Source organism: Plantibacter sp. T3 (assembly GCF_902506515.1).
GTDB classification, from domain to species: domain Bacteria; phylum Actinomycetota; class Actinomycetes; order Actinomycetales; family Microbacteriaceae; genus Plantibacter; species Plantibacter auratus.
The window spans coordinates 357,225-372,349 of the sequence record NZ_LR733286.1; the positions used below are offsets into that span (position 1 = coordinate 357,225).

The window sequence follows — 15,125 nt, forward strand, 5'->3', positions numbered from 1 at the left end:
GGTTTGTGGTCTGACCACACCGCAGTGCCGAAGGAGGATCGATGAACGCACCAGCGACGGCCGCGCCGGCAGCGGCCGCAGCGACGCAGCCCGCCGCCGCAGCGGCGGAGCCCCGGGCCTGGGAGGTCGTGCTCGCCCGCATCGAGTCGGACCTCCTCAGCGGTGTCCTCACCCCCGGCGACCGCTTGCCCGGCGAACGACAGCTCGCGATCGACCTCGGTGTCGGTCGGTCCAGTGTCCGCGAGGCGATCCGCGTCCTCGAGGTCCTGGGACTCATCCGCACCCACACGGGGTCCGGCCCCACCGCCGGCGCGATCATCGTCGCCACGCCGTCTGGTGGCATGGCCACCCTCATGCGGCTCCAGGTCGCCGCGCAGGGCTTCGCCGTCCAGGACGTGGTCGACACGAGGCTCGTGATCGAGACCGCGGTCGTCCACAGTCTCGCATCGCGCGCCGAAGCGGCCGTCCCCGATCTCACGCACCCCGAGTCCCTGCTCGATGCGATGGACCAGCCCACCCTCACGGAGGCCGAGTTCCTCGCCCTCGACGCGCAGTTCCACCTGTCGCTCGCCGAGGCGGAGGGCAACCAGGTCCTCGTCGCCACGATGTCGGGCCTCCGCGACTCCATCGAGCGCTACGTCCTGGCCGGTGTCCCACAACTGGCGTCGTGGTCAGCCACCGCCGACCGCCTGCGCACCGAGCACCGGGGCATCGTGGAGGCGATCCGCCGCGCCGACGCCGAGCTGGCCCGCCAGTCCGTCCGCTCCCACATCACCAACTACTACCAGGCTCGCGAACTGTCGGAAGACGACAGTCCGCACCCCTCGACACCCACCTCAAGCGACAGTTCGCGGAAAGAAGAGACAGACCATGGTTGAACGCCGCATCCCCAAGCCCCACGACCTCCTGCCGCTCATGCAGTTCAAGAAGCCGGAGTTCAACGCCCGGAAGCGACGCCTGGCGGCCGCCACCACCATCAGCGACCTTCGGGCGATCGCGAAGAAGGTCACGCCGACGGCGCCCTTCGACTACACCGACGGCGCAGCCGAGGGCGAGATCTCGCTGGCCCGAGCACGGCAGGCGTTCCAGGACATCGAGTTCCACCCGGCCGTCCTGAAGAACGTCGCGAACGTCGACACCGGCTGGGACGTCCTCGGCGAGCGCGTCGCGTTCCCCTTCGGCATCGCTCCCACCGGCTTCACCCGCATGATGCAGACCGAGGGCGAGCGCGCTGGAGCATCCGCCGCAGCGGCCGCGGGCATCCCCTTCACCCTGTCGACCATGGGCACGACCTCGATCGAGGACGTCAAGGCGGCAGCGCCCGGTGGCCGCAACTGGTTCCAGCTCTACATGTGGAGTGAGCGCGAACGGTCGATGGCACTCGTCGACCGCGCGGCAGCGGCCGGCTACGACACCCTCGTCGTGACGGTCGACACCCCCGTCGGCGGCGCCCGCCTGCGCGACGTCCGCAACGGCATGACGATCCCGCCGTCGCTCACCCCGAAGACCATCGTCGACGCGCTCCCCCGCCCGGCATGGTGGATCAACTTCCTCACCACGGAGCCGTTGGCCTTCGCGAGCCTCGACCGCTGGTCGGGAACCGTCGCGGCGCTCATCGACACCATGTTCGACCCGACCGTCGGTCCTGACGAGGTCAAGTACATCCGCGAGCAGTGGAAGGGCAAGCTCATCGTCAAGGGCGTCCAGTCGGTCGCCGATGCGAAGCTCGCCGTCGACCTCGGTGCGGACGCCGTCCAGCTCTCCAACCACGGCGGCCGCCAGCTCGACCGCGCGCCGATCCCGTTCCACCTCCTGCCGAGCGTCGTGCGCGAGGTGGGCAAGGACGCCGAGGTGCACCTCGACACCGGCATCATGAACGGCGCCGACATCGTGGCGTCCGTCGCGCTCGGTGCGCGCTTCACCTTCATCGGCCGCGCGTACCTGTACGGACTCATGGCCGGCGGGCGCGAGGGCGTCGACCGCGCGATCCAGATCCTCTCGGGCGAGATCGTGCGCACGATGAAGCTGCTGGGTGTCGCGTCGCTCGAGGAGCTGCAGCCGCACCACGTGACCCAGCTGTCGCGGTTCACGACGCTGCAGCCGATGCCGGAGCAGTCGTCGCTGAGCGCCGGCCGGCCGGCCACTGCGAAGCCCGCGGCACCGACCGCTCGGAAGGCTCCGGCCCGGAAGCCGGCGGCCGCGAAGGCCTGACCTCCCGACCGAACGCGGTCACCGCCGCACTCCACGGGTTGTCCCCGATGTCCTCTATCGCTCCTTCGGGAACGATGGAACCGTCCCGACGGTCGCAGCACTTGCGCCGTCGGGCCGGTGTTCGACGATCTGGAGGCGACGGTGGCACAGCTCCTCGTGATCGGTGGGAGCGGCCGCACCGGGCGACTCATCATCAGCGAGGCTCTCCGCCGCGGCCACTCGGTCACCGCGCTCGTCCGAGACCCCGCCGCCGTCGTCCCCGGCGACCGCCTGACGGTCGTCCAGGGGTCTCCCCTGCGGAGCGAGGACGTCGAAGAGGCCATGCGTGGCGCGCAGGCCGTGATCATCGCCCTCAGCAACATCGGTTCGTCCGACTGGCCGTGGGCGCGCCAGGTCAGCCCTCCCGACCTCATCTCGAACGCCGTCCGGGTCGTGACGGATGCGATGCGCTCGCGCGGCCTCCGTCGAATCGTCCTCCTCTCCGCGCTCGGTGCCGGCGAGTCGGTCCAGAGCGTCCCCGCCGGCCTGCGGTGGGCGACGCACTTCCTCCGACTCGGCACCGTCTACGCCGATCACGAGCAGGCGGACGCGTTCCTCCGCCGCTCGGAGCTCGACTGGACCATCGTGCACCCGACCGTGCTCTCGGCCAGCGACGCCCGACGTCCGGTCGTGTCGTCACCGCCAGGAAGCTGGCCGAGCTCGCTCCGGATCCCTCGCTGCGACGTCGCCGCGTTCCTCGTCGACGCGGTCGACGACGAGGACCTCATCGGCTCGGCTCCGGTCATCTCCTCGGGTCCGCGCCGCAGCTGACGGTGCGTCCGCCGACGGGCGCCACCGCGACTCAGGAGCCGGCGGCCGCCCGTGACGCTGCCGGACGACGCCCGATGATGCGGTCCGTCAGTTCGCAGACGCCCCACCAGGTGACGCGGAGCATGGCTTCGACGACGATGCCGCTCGTCATCTTGGAGGCCCCGAGCGTCCGCTCGGTGAAGGTGATCGGCACTTCGACGATCCGCAGACCGGCGCGGTTCGCGTGCCAGAGCATGTCGACCTGGAAGCCGTAGCCGTGGCTGTGGACCTCGTCGAGCTGCAGCCGCCGTAGTGCGTCAGCGCTGAACACGCGGTAGCCGCCGGTCACGTCGCGGGCGGGGAGCCTGAGCGCGAACCGGGCGTAGGCACTGCCGACCCGTGAGATGGCCTCGCGATGCTTGGGCCAGTTGACGACGGTGCCGCCCGGGACCCAGCGTGACCCGAGGACGACGTCCGCCTCCGCGGTGGCCGCGAGGAGCGCCGGCAACTGCTCGGGGGCATGGGATCCGTCGGCGTCCATCTCGACCACGTTGCCGAATCCGCGCCCGAGCGCCCAGGCGAAGCCGGCCTTGTATGCGGCGCCGAGCCCTTCCTTGCCGGTGCGGTGCAACACGTGCACCGCGTCGTCCTCGGCGGCGAGCCGGTCGGCGATCGCTCCGGTGCCGTCGGGTGAGTTGTCGTCGACCACGAGCACCTGGACGGAGGGAGCGGCGACACGGACGCGCGCGACGATCCTCTCCAGGTTCTCGCGTTCGTTGTAGGTGGGAATGATGACCACCGTGGAATCCATGTGCCGTCCTCGTGTCTGCTCAGCCAGCGTAGCGCGCTGAACAGGACCGTATCGGCGGCCTCCGACTGGACGGCCGGACGCTCAGGAAACGGTCGGCGAACGTCCGGCTGGGGGTCAGTTGTTGCTGGCGAAATGCGCCGGGATGAAGATGGCGAGCGCGATCATGAGGATGCCGCCCATGAACCAGACGGCCTGCAGGACGTCCGTGCGGAACGCCTCGCCGAACGCCCACATGCCACCGGCGAACAGGGCGAAGGCGATCACGACCCAGAACCCCGTCGCATCGCTCAGGGTGCCGGAGCGCCCTGCGTTGGCGCGTTCGTGGTCACGTCGTTCTCCGGCGTCCATGGGTGCCCTTCCTCAGGTTCAAGCGGTCAGTGCAGGTATACGCCGCCCCACTGGCACCCGCAACCCCTCGACACCGAGCTCGGGTCCCTGAGACCGCACCGCTCCGGTCCGGCCCCTGAGCGGACACCCGGTCCCTGAGCTTGTCGAAGGGCTACCCGCGCAGCTCGAGCGTGCAGCACTTCACGCCGCCGCCGCCGAGGAGCAGCTCGGACAGGTCGACGCCGATCGGCGTGTAGCCGCGCTCGCGCAGCTGACGCTCGAACCCGACGGCCCGCGCGGCGATGACGACCTCGCGACCGTTCGAGATCGAGTTGAGGCCGAGGACGGCTGCGTCCTCGGTGCTCACGTGGATCGCGTCGGGGTAGCGCTGCTCGAGGATGCGGTTGCTCGCCTCGTCGAACGCGGTCGGCAGGTAGGCGATGTTCGCGGGTGAGCCGTCGGCGGGAGCCACCGGGTCGAGCACGGCGATCGCGGTGTCGAGGTGGTAGAAACTCGGGTTCACGAGGTTGAGGGTCACGACCTCGCGGTCGAAGATCCGACGAACCTCGTCGTGGCTGCGGGGATCGGTGCGGAAGCCGGTCCCGGCGAGGATGGTGTCGCCGACGAGCATGATGTCGCCCTCGCCCTCGTTCACGAACTCGGGGCGCTCGACGCGGAAGCCATTCGCCTCGAACCAGTCCATGTAGGCCGGCCCCTCGGGGATGCGCTCCTCGTAGGTGAACTTCGCCCCGTAGGCGATACCGTCGAGCGTGAAGCCGCCGTTCGCCGCGAACACCATGTCCGGCAGGCCGTCGAGCGGATCGATGAGCTCGATCCGGTGGCCGAGATCGAGGTAGGCCTGGTGCAGCTGTTCCCACTGCGACACCGCGAGCGAGGTGTCGGTCGGGTCGTCCGGGTTCATCCAGGGGTTGATCCGGTAGCTGACGGTGAAGCGGTCCGGCCGACACATGAGGTACCGGCGGCGGTTCGCGACGCGGGTGCCGGTCGTGGCGTCCTGCGTGGTGGGGGTGGGGTGGTTGAGCGTCGACGACACGTCGGCCTCCAAACGAGCGAGGGTCGGCGGACGAGGTCCAGGGGCCCGGGGGCACGCCACGTTCATCATTGCATGCGATTCGCAGCGTTTTCACGGAGTTTGGCGCAGGAATGCTGCGAAGTGGCAGCTTTTCGCGCAATGATTGCGCTTACACTGAGTCCCATGGACAACCTCGACCGCGGCATCATCGACCTGCTCCGACAGAACTCACGCGCCGGCTACGGCGACATCGGCACGGTCGTGGGCTTGTCGGCCTCAGCGGTGAAGCGACGCGTCGACCGCCTCGTCGCCGACGGGGTCATCCAGTCGTTCACGATCCAGGTCGACCCCACGGTCGACGGCATGCAGACAGAAGCCTACGTCGAACTCTTCTGCCGCGGCACCGTGTCCCCCAACGAGCTGCTGCGGATCCTGTCGGGCGTCCCGGAGGTCGTCGACGCCGGCACCGTCACCGGGAGCGCCGACGCCATCGTGCACATGCGGGCCAGGAACATCCCAGCCCTCGAGGACGCCCTGGAGAAGGTGCGGATCGCCCCCAACGTCGACCACACCCGCAGTGCGATCGTCCTCACCCGCCTCATCCACCGCCACATCGACTGACCCCTCCCCCAGCCCGCGAACTGTCACCAACGCACAGTGCGGCTCGTTTGAAGTCGCCATTCGTGACCGTTCGCGGGCAGGATGGGCGGATGGAGTGGACGATTCAGGCGGGGACCAGTGTGTTCGAGCAGCTGCGGACGCAGGTGATCGAGGCCGTCCGCGACGGACGACTGGCGACCGGGGCGAAGCTCCCGACGGTGCGCGGGCTGGCCGACGAGCTGGGGATCGCACCGAACACCGTCGCCAAGGCGTACCGGCTGCTCGAGACCGACGGGGTCATCGAGACCCGGGGACGCGCGGGGACGTTCGTGTCAGCGCACGGCGACGCGATCGACCGGCAGGCGCAACTGGCAGCGGCGGCCTACGCTGACCGCATCCGAGACCTCGGCGTCTCGCCGGAGGACGCCGTGGCGCTCGTGGAGGCCGCGCTCCGCGCCTGACCCGCCGGGCTCAGATGACGCTCTGGGACCAGGGGTCGGGATTGCCGAACCGGTGCGCGGTGATCGAGATCGCCTGTTCGCGGAGGAACGGCAGCAGCTCCACCCGTCCGGCCTGGGTGACCGGCCCACCCCAGATCGCGATCTCGGGATCGCCGCCGAGCGCCTCAGCGAGTCGCTTCGCGAGCGGCTCAGGCTCGGAGGCCTCCGTTCCGGGTTCCGCTTCCGCGACCGTCTCGGGACGCGGACCGACGATCCGTACCCGGGTCGCGACCGGCGGCTCCTGGCCCAGCTCTCCCGTGTCGATCGACCCGCGGGCCGCCATCCGGGTCAGCCACTGCTCGTCGGTCTCCAGCGAGACGGGGATGCTCAGCTCGGACAACCAGTCGCGCACCTCGCGCGGCAGCCGCCCGCCGAGGCTGACGGTGAACCGCGACCGCGACCGCACCGCGGCGATGAGGACCCGCAGCGCATCGCCCAGGTCGGCCCCCGACGCGACGCGTACCGCGACCGGAACCGGCCGGTAGCGCAGGAGGTTCCGTTCCACGCCGAGCTGCGAGACGTCTTTCACCTCGCCGAACTCGTTCCCCCACGCGATCGCGTCACTGAGCGCCGACCGTCGTAGCACGTCGAAGGCTTCGTAGGTGAGCGACGGCTGGGCCGCCTCGATGAGCTTCACGATGCGGGTGTCGAGCCCGCGGAGGTGCAGGCTGCGGCTCGCCGATCCCGGATCCGGTCGCCACTCGCCGAGCCCGAACAGGTAGTTGGGGCCGCCGGCCTTCGTGCCGGTCCCGACCGACGAACGCTTCCACCCGCCGAAGGGCTGGCGCTGCACGATCGCACCGGTGATGCCCCGGTTGACGTACAGGTTGCCCGCCTCGACGGTGTCGAGCCATTCCCCGAGATCGACCGGGTCGAGGGTGTGCAGGCCCGCGGTCAGGCCGTACGGCGTCGCGTTCTGCAGGGCGAGCGCCTCGGTGAGGTTCGCGGCCTGCATGACACCGAGGACCGGCCCGAAGTACTCGGTCACGTGGAAGGGCGAGCCCGGCTGGACACCGGTGCGGACCCCCGGCGACCAGAGGCGCTCGCTCGGCTGGCCGAAGTTGACCGAGGAGTCGTCGAGCAGTTTCGGCTCGACGAGCCACTTCTCGCCGAGGCGCAGCTCGGTGAACCCGGCGAGGAGCTTCTCCCCCGCCGGCTCGACGATCGGCCCCATCTGCGTCCGCGCATCGGACGGCCAGCCGACCCGGAGCGAGCGGACGGCGTCCTCGAGCTGCCGGAGGAAGCGGTCGGATCGTGCCACCGAGCCGACGAGGATCACGAGCGACGCGGCCGAGCACTTCTGCCCGGCGTGCCCGAAGGCGCTCTTCACGATGTCGGCGACGGCGAGGTCGAGGTCGGCACTGGGCGTGACGATGATCGCATTCTTCCCGCTCGTCTCCGCCAGCAGCGGCAGGTCGGCACGCCATCCACGGAACAGCTGCGCCGTTTCGAAGGAGCCGGTCAGGATCACCCGGTCGACGGCCGGGTGGGACACGAGCCGACGTCCGAGGTCGCCCTCCGCCACATCGGCGAGCACGAGGAGGTCGCGCGGCACCCCGGCGTCCCACAGTGCCTCGACGACCACGGCTGCGCACCGCTTCGCCTGTGGAGCGGGCTTGATGATCACGCCGCTGCCGGCGGCGAGCGCCGCGAGGACGCCTCCGGCCGGGATGGCGACGGGGAAGTTCCAGGGCGGCGTCACGACCGTGAGCGCGGAGGGGACGAAGCTCGCGCCGTGCACGCTCTCCAGCAGGGGCGCGTTGGCCGCGTAGTAGTGCGCGAAGTCGACGGCCTCGCTCACCTCGGGATCGGCCTCGGCGATCGTCTTGCCGGTCTCGCTCGCCATGACCTCGATGAGGTCCGCCCGACGGGAGGCGAGGACCCGAGCTGCAGCGTGCAGGACGGCGGCCCGTTCGGCGGCAGGGCGGGCTCCCCATCGCTCACCGGCGGCGTGGACCATCGTGATCGTGCGTTCGAGGACGCGTGGGTCGTCGATGGCCGCGGCCGCGACCGCTGCGCCACCGAGGGTCGACTGCGGGACGCGCGCCAGGATCGACGCTCCCCACGCCCGGTTCGCCGCGAGCGAGGGGTCGGTGTCGGCGGCGTTCTCGAAGCCCGGGGCGCCGTCGACGACACCACCGCGCTCCGAACGGGAGAAGACCGCCGTCTCGACGTACGCCGAGGACGGATCGGCGTGGAAGCGGTCCTCACCGCCGCTCGATCCGCGTTCCAGCCCGAGGACCTGCTGCGTGAGTCCGGCGTCCGGTGCCTGTGCGGGATCGCGGAAGCGGTCGTCCCCGTCGTTGTCGGGCAGCGGTGCCTCCGGGGCCTCCGCGGCGCGGTCCTGCGTCCGGTTGGGAGTCGGCACCTGCCCGGCGGTCTCTCCGAGGGCGTCGACCGACGCGAGGAACCGGCGTCGCTCGCGCGCGAACAGGGTCGGCTTCTCGGCGAGCTCGAACACCGCCGACATGAAGTTCTCCTCGCTGGCGTTCTCCTCCAGACGGCGGACGAGGTAGGAGATCGCGACGTCGAACTCCTTCGGGTTCACGACGGGCGTGTACAGCAGCACCGTCCCGACATCCCGCTTGATGGCCTCGACCTGACCGGTCGCCATCCCCAGCAGCATCTCGAAGTCCACACGCTCACGCACACCGCGGTCGCCCGCGAGGAGCCACGCGTAGGCGATGTCGAAGAGGTTGTGCCCGGCGACCCCGACCCGCACGACGTCCGTGTGCGCCGGCGTGAGCGCCCAGTCGAGCACGCGCTTGTAGTTGGTGTCGGTCTCGCGCTTCGATCCGGTCGTCGCGAGCGGCCAGCCGTGGATCGCCGCGTCGACCCGCTCCATCGCGAGGTTCGCGCCTTTCACGAGCCGCACCTTGATGGACGCGCCACCGGCGGCCACGCGCTGCTTCGACCAGGCGGTGAGCTGCATCATCGCCTCGAGGGCGTCGGGCAGGTAGGCCTGGATGACGATGCCGGCCTGGTATTGCAGCAGCTGCGGCTGGTCGAGGAGTCGGGTGAAGACCGCGATGGTGAGGTCGAGGTCGCGGTACTCCTCCATGTCGAGGTTGATGAAGGTGCCGGTCGCGAGCCCCTCCTCGTAGAGCGGCACGAGGCGTCGGACGATGCGGTCGACGACCTGCTCGAACGACCACATGGAGAGCTGGCTGGCGATCGACGAGACCTTGATGGACACGTAGTCGACGTCGGGGCGCTGCAGGAGCTCACGGGTGCCGGCGAGCCGTTTCGCCGCCTCGCCCTCGCCGAGGACGGCCTCCCCGAGGAGGTTCAGATTGAGCCGTGAACCGTCGGCGCGCAGCTTCGCGATCGCGTTGCCGAGCTCACGAGGACGGCTGTCGACGATGAGGTGGCCGACCATGCCCCGGAGGACGCGGCGCGCGGCAGGGACGACGACCCAGGGCAGCACCGGACCGACCAGACCGCCTGTGCGGACGGCGGCCTGCTCGTACCAGGGCAGGAACCGCGGCGTCCGACCGGCGAGGGCGGCGAGGGCGTTCCCGGCGACGAGCGGGTCCTCCGGGCGCATGACGCCGTCGACGAACCCGACGGTGAATTCGAGACCATTGGGATCGCGCAGCACGCCGGCGAGCCGCTCGGCGGCGGGATCGGTCGGAGCTTCCGCCCCTTCGTCGACCCATTTCGACGCGAGGGCGATCGCACGATCCGCGAGTCCGACCGGTTCGGTGGGACCCTCGTTCGCAACGTTCGCCATGCTGCTCAGCCTATGCTCCGATCCGGTGATCCCAGCTGAGGCTCGCGAGTACACGCCCGGCGGCTGAGCACCCCGGTCGGTCACCGCCCTTCGACAAGCTCAGGGACCGGTGCGCCACATCGCTGAGCCCCACCCCCGGTCACTGAGCCTGTCGAAGTGCGCCTGCGAATAGGGTGTGGTCATGCACTCCGTCGAGCAGTACGACGCCGTCATCGTCGGCGGCGGTCACAACGGCCTCACCGCCGCCGCCTACCTCGCACGCGCGGGCAAGCGCGTCCTCCTCCTCGAACGCCTCGACCATACGGGTGGAGCAGCCGTCTCGGAACGTCCGTTCCCCGGCGTGGACGCACGCCTGTCCCGGTACTCGTACCTCGTCAGCCTGCTGCCCCAGCAGATCATCGACGAGCTCGGGCTCGACGTCCGGCTCGTCCGGCGCCGCTTCTCCTCGTACACGCCCGACCCTGCGAACCCCGGCACGGGTCTCCTGATCGACAACCGTGACGACGACGCCACCGTCGCGTCGTTCGCGTCGATCGGGCATCCGGAGGACGCCGCGGGCATCGCCGAACTGCACCGTCGGATCGGTCACCTGGCCTCGGTGCTCTGGCCGACGGTGCTCGAGCCGCTCCGCAGCCGTTCCGATGCGCGTGACGCGGCGATCGCCGCCGCCGCGGACCTCGGGGTGCCGGCTGGGGAGGTCGCGTCGATCTGGTCGGCGGTGTTCGATGAGCCGATCGGCCGTGCCATCGAGGACGCCGCGCGTTCCGACCTCGTCCGCGGTGTCGTCTTCACGGATGCGCTCATCGGCACCTTCGCCCGCGCCGACGACCCGACCTTGCAGCAGAACATCTGCTTCCTCTACCACCTGATCGGCGGCGGGACGGGCGACTGGGACGTCCCGGTCGGCGGCATGGGCGCGGTCACGGACGCGCTGCGCCGCGCGGCCGAGGAGGCCGGCGCCGAGATCCGGACGCTCGCCGAGGTGACCTCCATCCAGCCGGAGCACGGGCTCGTCGCCTACGTGGACCTCGCCGCGGAGGCGGAGCTCGAGGCGACCGAGCCGATGTCGACGCTGGACCGGTTCCGGCCTCGCCCCGGGGTCGTCGTCCGCGGCGAGTGGATCCTGTCGGGTGCGGCTCCGGCGGTGCTGGAGCGCCTCCTCGACCCGGCGGCGGAGCAACGGGCGGTCGCGGCGGCGTACGCCGCGTGGTCGGCGGCGCGGGGGACGCCGGCGCAGTGGAGTGGTACCGACGCGATCCTCGGCACGGCGCCAGTGCCGGAGGACGGTGTTCCGCATCCCGAGGGCGCCCAGGTGAAGGTGAACCTGTTGCTGCGGAGACTCCCCGAGCTCCTCGACCCGGCCGTCGATCCGTCGGCGGCGTTCGGCGGCACCTTCCACATCAACGAGGGCTGGGCGCAGCTGGAGCACGCCTACCTCGAGGCGGAGGCCGGCCGGATCCCCGACCCGCTACCCTGCGAGATCTACTGCCACACGCTGAGCGACCCCAGCATCCTCTCGCCGGAGCTGCAGGCCTCGGGGGCGCAGACGCTCACCGTGTTCGGGCTCCATGTGCCGCACCGGCTCGCGGTCGCGGCGGACGCGGTCCCCGGCGGCCACGACGCCTTCCGTGACGCACTGCAGGCCGCGGTACTTCGATCGTTGGACTCGGTGATCGCGGAACCCATCGAGGACCTGCTGCTGCTCGACGCCGAGGGGCGGCCCTGCATCGAGACGCGGACGACGCTCGACCTCGAGCGCTCCCTGGCGATGCCGGGCGGGAACATCTTCCACGGCCCGCTGTCGTGGCCGTTCCTGGAGGACGACGCCCCACGGACGACGGCGGCCGAGCGGTGGGGCGTCGCGACGGCGCACCCACGCGTCCTGCTCTGCGGCGCCGGGGCCCGACGCGGTGGCGCGGTCAGCGGACTCGGTGGGCACAACGCCGCGATGGCCGTCCTGGACGCCTGACCCGCACGCCTCAGTAGGCGCTGCCGCGCTCAGTGGTGGCGGTGGTCCTGGATGGTGATCTTCGGGCCACGACGCGGCTTGTGGATGCCGCTCCGGCCGATGAGCCGCAGCACCCGCTGCCGGTGACCAGCCCAGGGTGCGAGCAGCTCGAGCATGCCGTCGTCGTCCACGGGAGCGCCGGTGAGCGCCTGCCCCACCGAGGCCGCGAGGTGGTAGTCGCCGACGCTCACGGCGTCGGGGTCGCCGTGTGCACGGAGCGTCACCTCGGCGGCCGTCCACACGCCGATGCCCGGCAAGCTCTGGAGGCGCCGCGACGCGTCGTCGGGGTGCTCGTCGATCGTCCGTTCGATCGCGGAGGCGAGTCTCGAGGACCGCACGACCGTCTCCGAGCGCTGCGGCCCGACACCCGCCGTGTGCCACTCCCAGCTCGGGATCATCCGCCAGGTCTCGGCGGACGGCGCGACGACCATGCCCTCGGGTGCGGGTCCGGGGGCGGCATCGCCATGTCGGCGCACGAGCAACCGCCACGCACGCCATGCTTCGAGGGCGGTCACCTTCTGCTCGAGGATCGACGGCACGAGCATCTCGAACACGAGCCGGTTGCGGCTCAACCGCAGTCCCGGGTTCCGCCGGGACACCTCGGTGAGCAGCGGGCTCCGGCTCACGTCGAGTTCCGACCAGTCATCGTCCCGACCGAGCAGCTCCGGCACGCCGGCGATCATCCACTCGGCTCCCGGACCCCAGGCGGCCGCCTCGACCTCGCCGTCGCGGACCGTCGAGACGTACAGGGTCGCGCCGCCCTGTGGGGTGCGCGCCGTCAGCCAGACCCCGCCAGGCGTGCGGCGGTAACAGGGGCCGTCGCCTCCCCGGGCGATGAGGCGCAGGGTGCTGTGGACGTCGAGTGGACCGCTCGGGCGGTACACCGTCCGCATCGGCTCCGCCACGTGCGACACCGGTCCGGTCGGCTGCAGCGCGGCCTCGACGGACGACAGCGATGGAGCGGCGAACGATGCAGAGGCGGACATGGTGGTCACCCTACGTGGTGACCACCGACATCCGGCGACGCCGACGACGGCCGAGGATCGCGAAGACGCCCCGACCGCCGCCGATCCGCTATCGCACCAGGCGGAAGTCATACCCGGCCTGATCGATGAACGTTCCGTTCACGCGTTGCTCGACGCGTCCGCCCTGGTAGCGGCCCGGGAGGTAGTCCCGACTCCATTCGACGGTCCACGAGCCCGAGGAATCGGCCTTCGTCGTCCCGAGTCGGGTGCCCCAGGCTCCGATGATCTCGATGTCGGCCAGCGGTGTCGCCGTGCCGGTGAACACGGGCCGCGTACCGGTGAGGGTGTCGCCGATCCTCGGCGACGTCACCCTGAGCGGCGCTGCGACCGTGAAGTCGTACGCGCTGCGGTGCGTCTCGACACCGCCGACGATCTGTCGGACGGTGCCACCGGCGTACCGGGCGGGGAGCAGCGACTTGTTCCAGGTGATCGTCCAACGCCCACTCGCAGCCACGGCCTCGGTGGTGCCGACGAGATCGCCCCAGGCGCTCCAGATCTCGAGCCTCGCGCCAGGCTGTGCCGTGCCGCTGAACTCGGGCACCGACGAGGAGATGACACCACCGTTCGCGGGCGATTCCACGACGAGCGGAGCGACGACGGCGCGGGCTGCCACGGTGAAGTCGTACGGCGCACGGGACTGCTCGACACCGTCGATCTCCTGGCGCACGGAGCCGCCGCTGTACCGACCCGGGGTCAGGCTCTTGTTGATCGGTGCCGCCCAACGATGGTCGTCTCCGACCTCGGCTGCAGCGATCTCCGTACCCCAGGCACCGATCACCCGGATGGTCGCGCCCGGCTCTCCACGACCGCTGAACACCGGGTCTGCGGTCTCGACGGTCTCCCCGATGGCGGGCGAGAGCAGGGTGACGTCCTCGACCGGGCCCGGCTCGGGCGCGGGCTCCCGATAGGTGAACCGGAGCGGTGCCGTGGTGCGCTGTTCCCCGAAGACCTGCGTCGCGGTCGCGGTGTACGCGCGCGGCTCGAGCGTCCGGAGTGACTGCTGACTCCAGGCGCCGGTGTCATCCACCTCGACGTCGACCAGTGTCACACCCGTCGCGTCCTCGAGGACGGTCACCCGCGCGCCCGGTTCTCCGAGACCGGAGAACACCGGACGCGGATCGTCCACCGTGGCATCGAGTGCGGGCGTTCGGACCGTCACCGCTGTGACGACGCGGTAGGTCAGCGACCAGTTCGCGGTCGAGTCGTCAGAGCGTTGACGAACCGTGCCGGACTGCGCTCCGGGCGCGAGATCGCGGGTCGGACGGGCAGACCAGGTGCCCGCTGCGGTGACGGTCGCCGTGGCGAGTGGTCCGCCGGACGAATCGAGGACCTCGACGACCGCATCAGGCGTGCCTCGCCCGCTGAACACGGGACGTGGCTCCCGGACGACGGAACCGGGCGTCGGCGCTTCGAGGGTGACCGGGATGGCGACAGGGACGGGATCGAGTCCCTCCGGGGTGACCCGGTCGGCATCCACGACCGAGCCGAAGCCGCCCACGGCCAGCCTGCCGTCGAACTGACGGAGGAAGCCACCTGCTCCGCCGTTCGAGACGAGGCCGTATCCGCTGACACGGTCGTTCGCGAACTCCTCCCAGCCCCATTGCTGCGCGGTCGAGCCGGTGCAGACCGCCGGGTACACGTACTGGTAGGCCTGCGAGGGATCAGGCTGGAGGCACCTCGTGACGCCTCCGACCGTGGTCGTGACCGGACCGGACGCGTCCACCGACGGGAACGTCCAGCGGCCGGATGCGGCGAGCGCCTGGTCGAGCGTGGCGTGCAGCGTCACTCTGGCCGGGTTCAGGACGTCCGTCGAGCCACCGACCGCGAAGAAGGCGTCCGAGCCGGAGGGGAACGCCTGGCCGACGAACCTGCCCTCGACCGAGGACACCGCCGGCGTCGTGTCAAGCGCCGGCCCGGCGGCTCGGGCGGCCGGACCGGTGAGCAGACTCACCGTCATGCCGAGCAGACTCACGAAGGCGATGGGGATGGGGAGTTTCATGGGCGATGGGCGACCTTTCGCAAGGGTGCGCCCGAGACGGCCCGAGGGAGGGCCGTCCGGACGCACCGGCGGAGCGTTCGCGAACGAAC

At 70.8% G+C, this 15,125-nt stretch carries 12 protein-coding genes; 6 read left to right on the forward strand and 6 right to left on the reverse strand.

Features of this window, described 5'->3' with window-relative positions:
- Window positions 1–41: 41 nt before the first annotated feature.
- From GV015_RS01745 to GV015_RS01755, 3 genes are all read left to right on the forward strand, one after another.
- Entirely contained in the window at window positions 42–878 is an 837-nt protein-coding gene (locus tag GV015_RS01745) for a FadR/GntR family transcriptional regulator (RefSeq protein ID WP_159876181.1), read from the forward strand.
- A complete protein-coding gene (locus tag GV015_RS01750; RefSeq protein ID WP_159876183.1) occupies window positions 871–2,211 on the forward strand; it encodes an alpha-hydroxy acid oxidase in 1,341 nt (446 codons plus the stop codon). Before GV015_RS01745 ends, GV015_RS01750 begins: the two co-directional genes overlap by 8 nt.
- A 141-nt stretch (window positions 2,212–2,352) precedes the next feature.
- The gene (locus GV015_RS01755; RefSeq protein ID WP_159876185.1) at window positions 2,353–3,021 is read left to right on the forward strand and encodes an NAD(P)-dependent oxidoreductase; all 669 of its coding nucleotides are present in this window, start codon (window positions 2,353–2,355) and stop codon (window positions 3,019–3,021) included.
- 31 nt (window positions 3,022–3,052) lie between these two features.
- Here GV015_RS01755 and GV015_RS01760 read toward each other — a convergent pair whose 3' ends face one another.
- The 3 genes from GV015_RS01760 to ddaH form a co-directional block, all read right to left on the reverse strand.
- On the reverse strand, window positions 3,053–3,811 hold the full coding sequence (locus GV015_RS01760; RefSeq protein ID WP_159876187.1) for a polyprenol monophosphomannose synthase: 759 nt from the start codon (window positions 3,809–3,811) through the stop codon (window positions 3,053–3,055).
- A gap of 114 nt (window positions 3,812–3,925) precedes the next feature.
- Complete coding sequence (locus GV015_RS01765) at window positions 3,926–4,159, reverse strand: hypothetical protein (protein WP_079706387.1); 234 nt, start codon at window positions 4,157–4,159, stop codon at window positions 3,926–3,928.
- Window positions 4,160–4,310: 151 nt separating this feature from the next.
- A complete protein-coding gene (gene ddaH / locus GV015_RS01770) occupies window positions 4,311–5,192 on the reverse strand; it encodes a dimethylargininase (RefSeq protein WP_371416527.1) in 882 nt (293 codons plus the stop codon).
- Window positions 5,193–5,354: 162 nt separating this feature from the next.
- Between ddaH and GV015_RS01775 the strand changes: the two genes are divergently transcribed.
- A complete protein-coding gene (locus tag GV015_RS01775) occupies window positions 5,355–5,792 on the forward strand; it encodes an Lrp/AsnC family transcriptional regulator (RefSeq protein WP_079706386.1) in 438 nt (145 codons plus the stop codon).
- An 89-nt stretch (window positions 5,793–5,881) separates the two neighbouring features.
- Window positions 5,882–6,232, forward strand: a complete 351-nt coding sequence (locus tag GV015_RS01780) for a GntR family transcriptional regulator (protein ID WP_079003587.1) — start codon at window positions 5,882–5,884, stop codon at window positions 6,230–6,232.
- A gap of 10 nt (window positions 6,233–6,242) precedes the next feature.
- Here the strand turns inward: GV015_RS01780 and GV015_RS01785 are convergent, their stop codons facing one another.
- Window positions 6,243–10,004 carry a bifunctional proline dehydrogenase/L-glutamate gamma-semialdehyde dehydrogenase gene (locus GV015_RS01785; protein WP_159876191.1) on the reverse strand — a complete coding sequence of 1,254 codons (3,762 nt, stop codon included), beginning with the start codon at window positions 10,002–10,004 and terminating at the stop codon, window positions 6,243–6,245.
- Window positions 10,005–10,185: 181 nt separating this feature from the next.
- Between GV015_RS01785 and GV015_RS01790 the strand changes: the two genes are divergently transcribed.
- Window positions 10,186–11,973: an NAD(P)/FAD-dependent oxidoreductase gene (locus tag GV015_RS01790; protein ID WP_159876193.1), complete on the forward strand. Its 1,788-nt coding sequence runs from the start codon at window positions 10,186–10,188 to the stop codon at window positions 11,971–11,973.
- Window positions 11,974–12,002: 29 nt separating this feature from the next.
- Here GV015_RS01790 and GV015_RS01795 read toward each other — a convergent pair whose 3' ends face one another.
- Window positions 12,003–12,998, reverse strand: coding sequence for a DNA-3-methyladenine glycosylase (locus GV015_RS01795; RefSeq protein WP_236555284.1), 996 nt, complete (start codon window positions 12,996–12,998; stop codon window positions 12,003–12,005).
- An 88-nt stretch (window positions 12,999–13,086) separates the two neighbouring features.
- A complete protein-coding gene (locus GV015_RS01800) occupies window positions 13,087–15,036 on the reverse strand; it encodes a hypothetical protein (RefSeq protein WP_159876195.1) in 1,950 nt (649 codons plus the stop codon).
- Window positions 15,037–15,125: the final 89 nt, after the last annotated feature.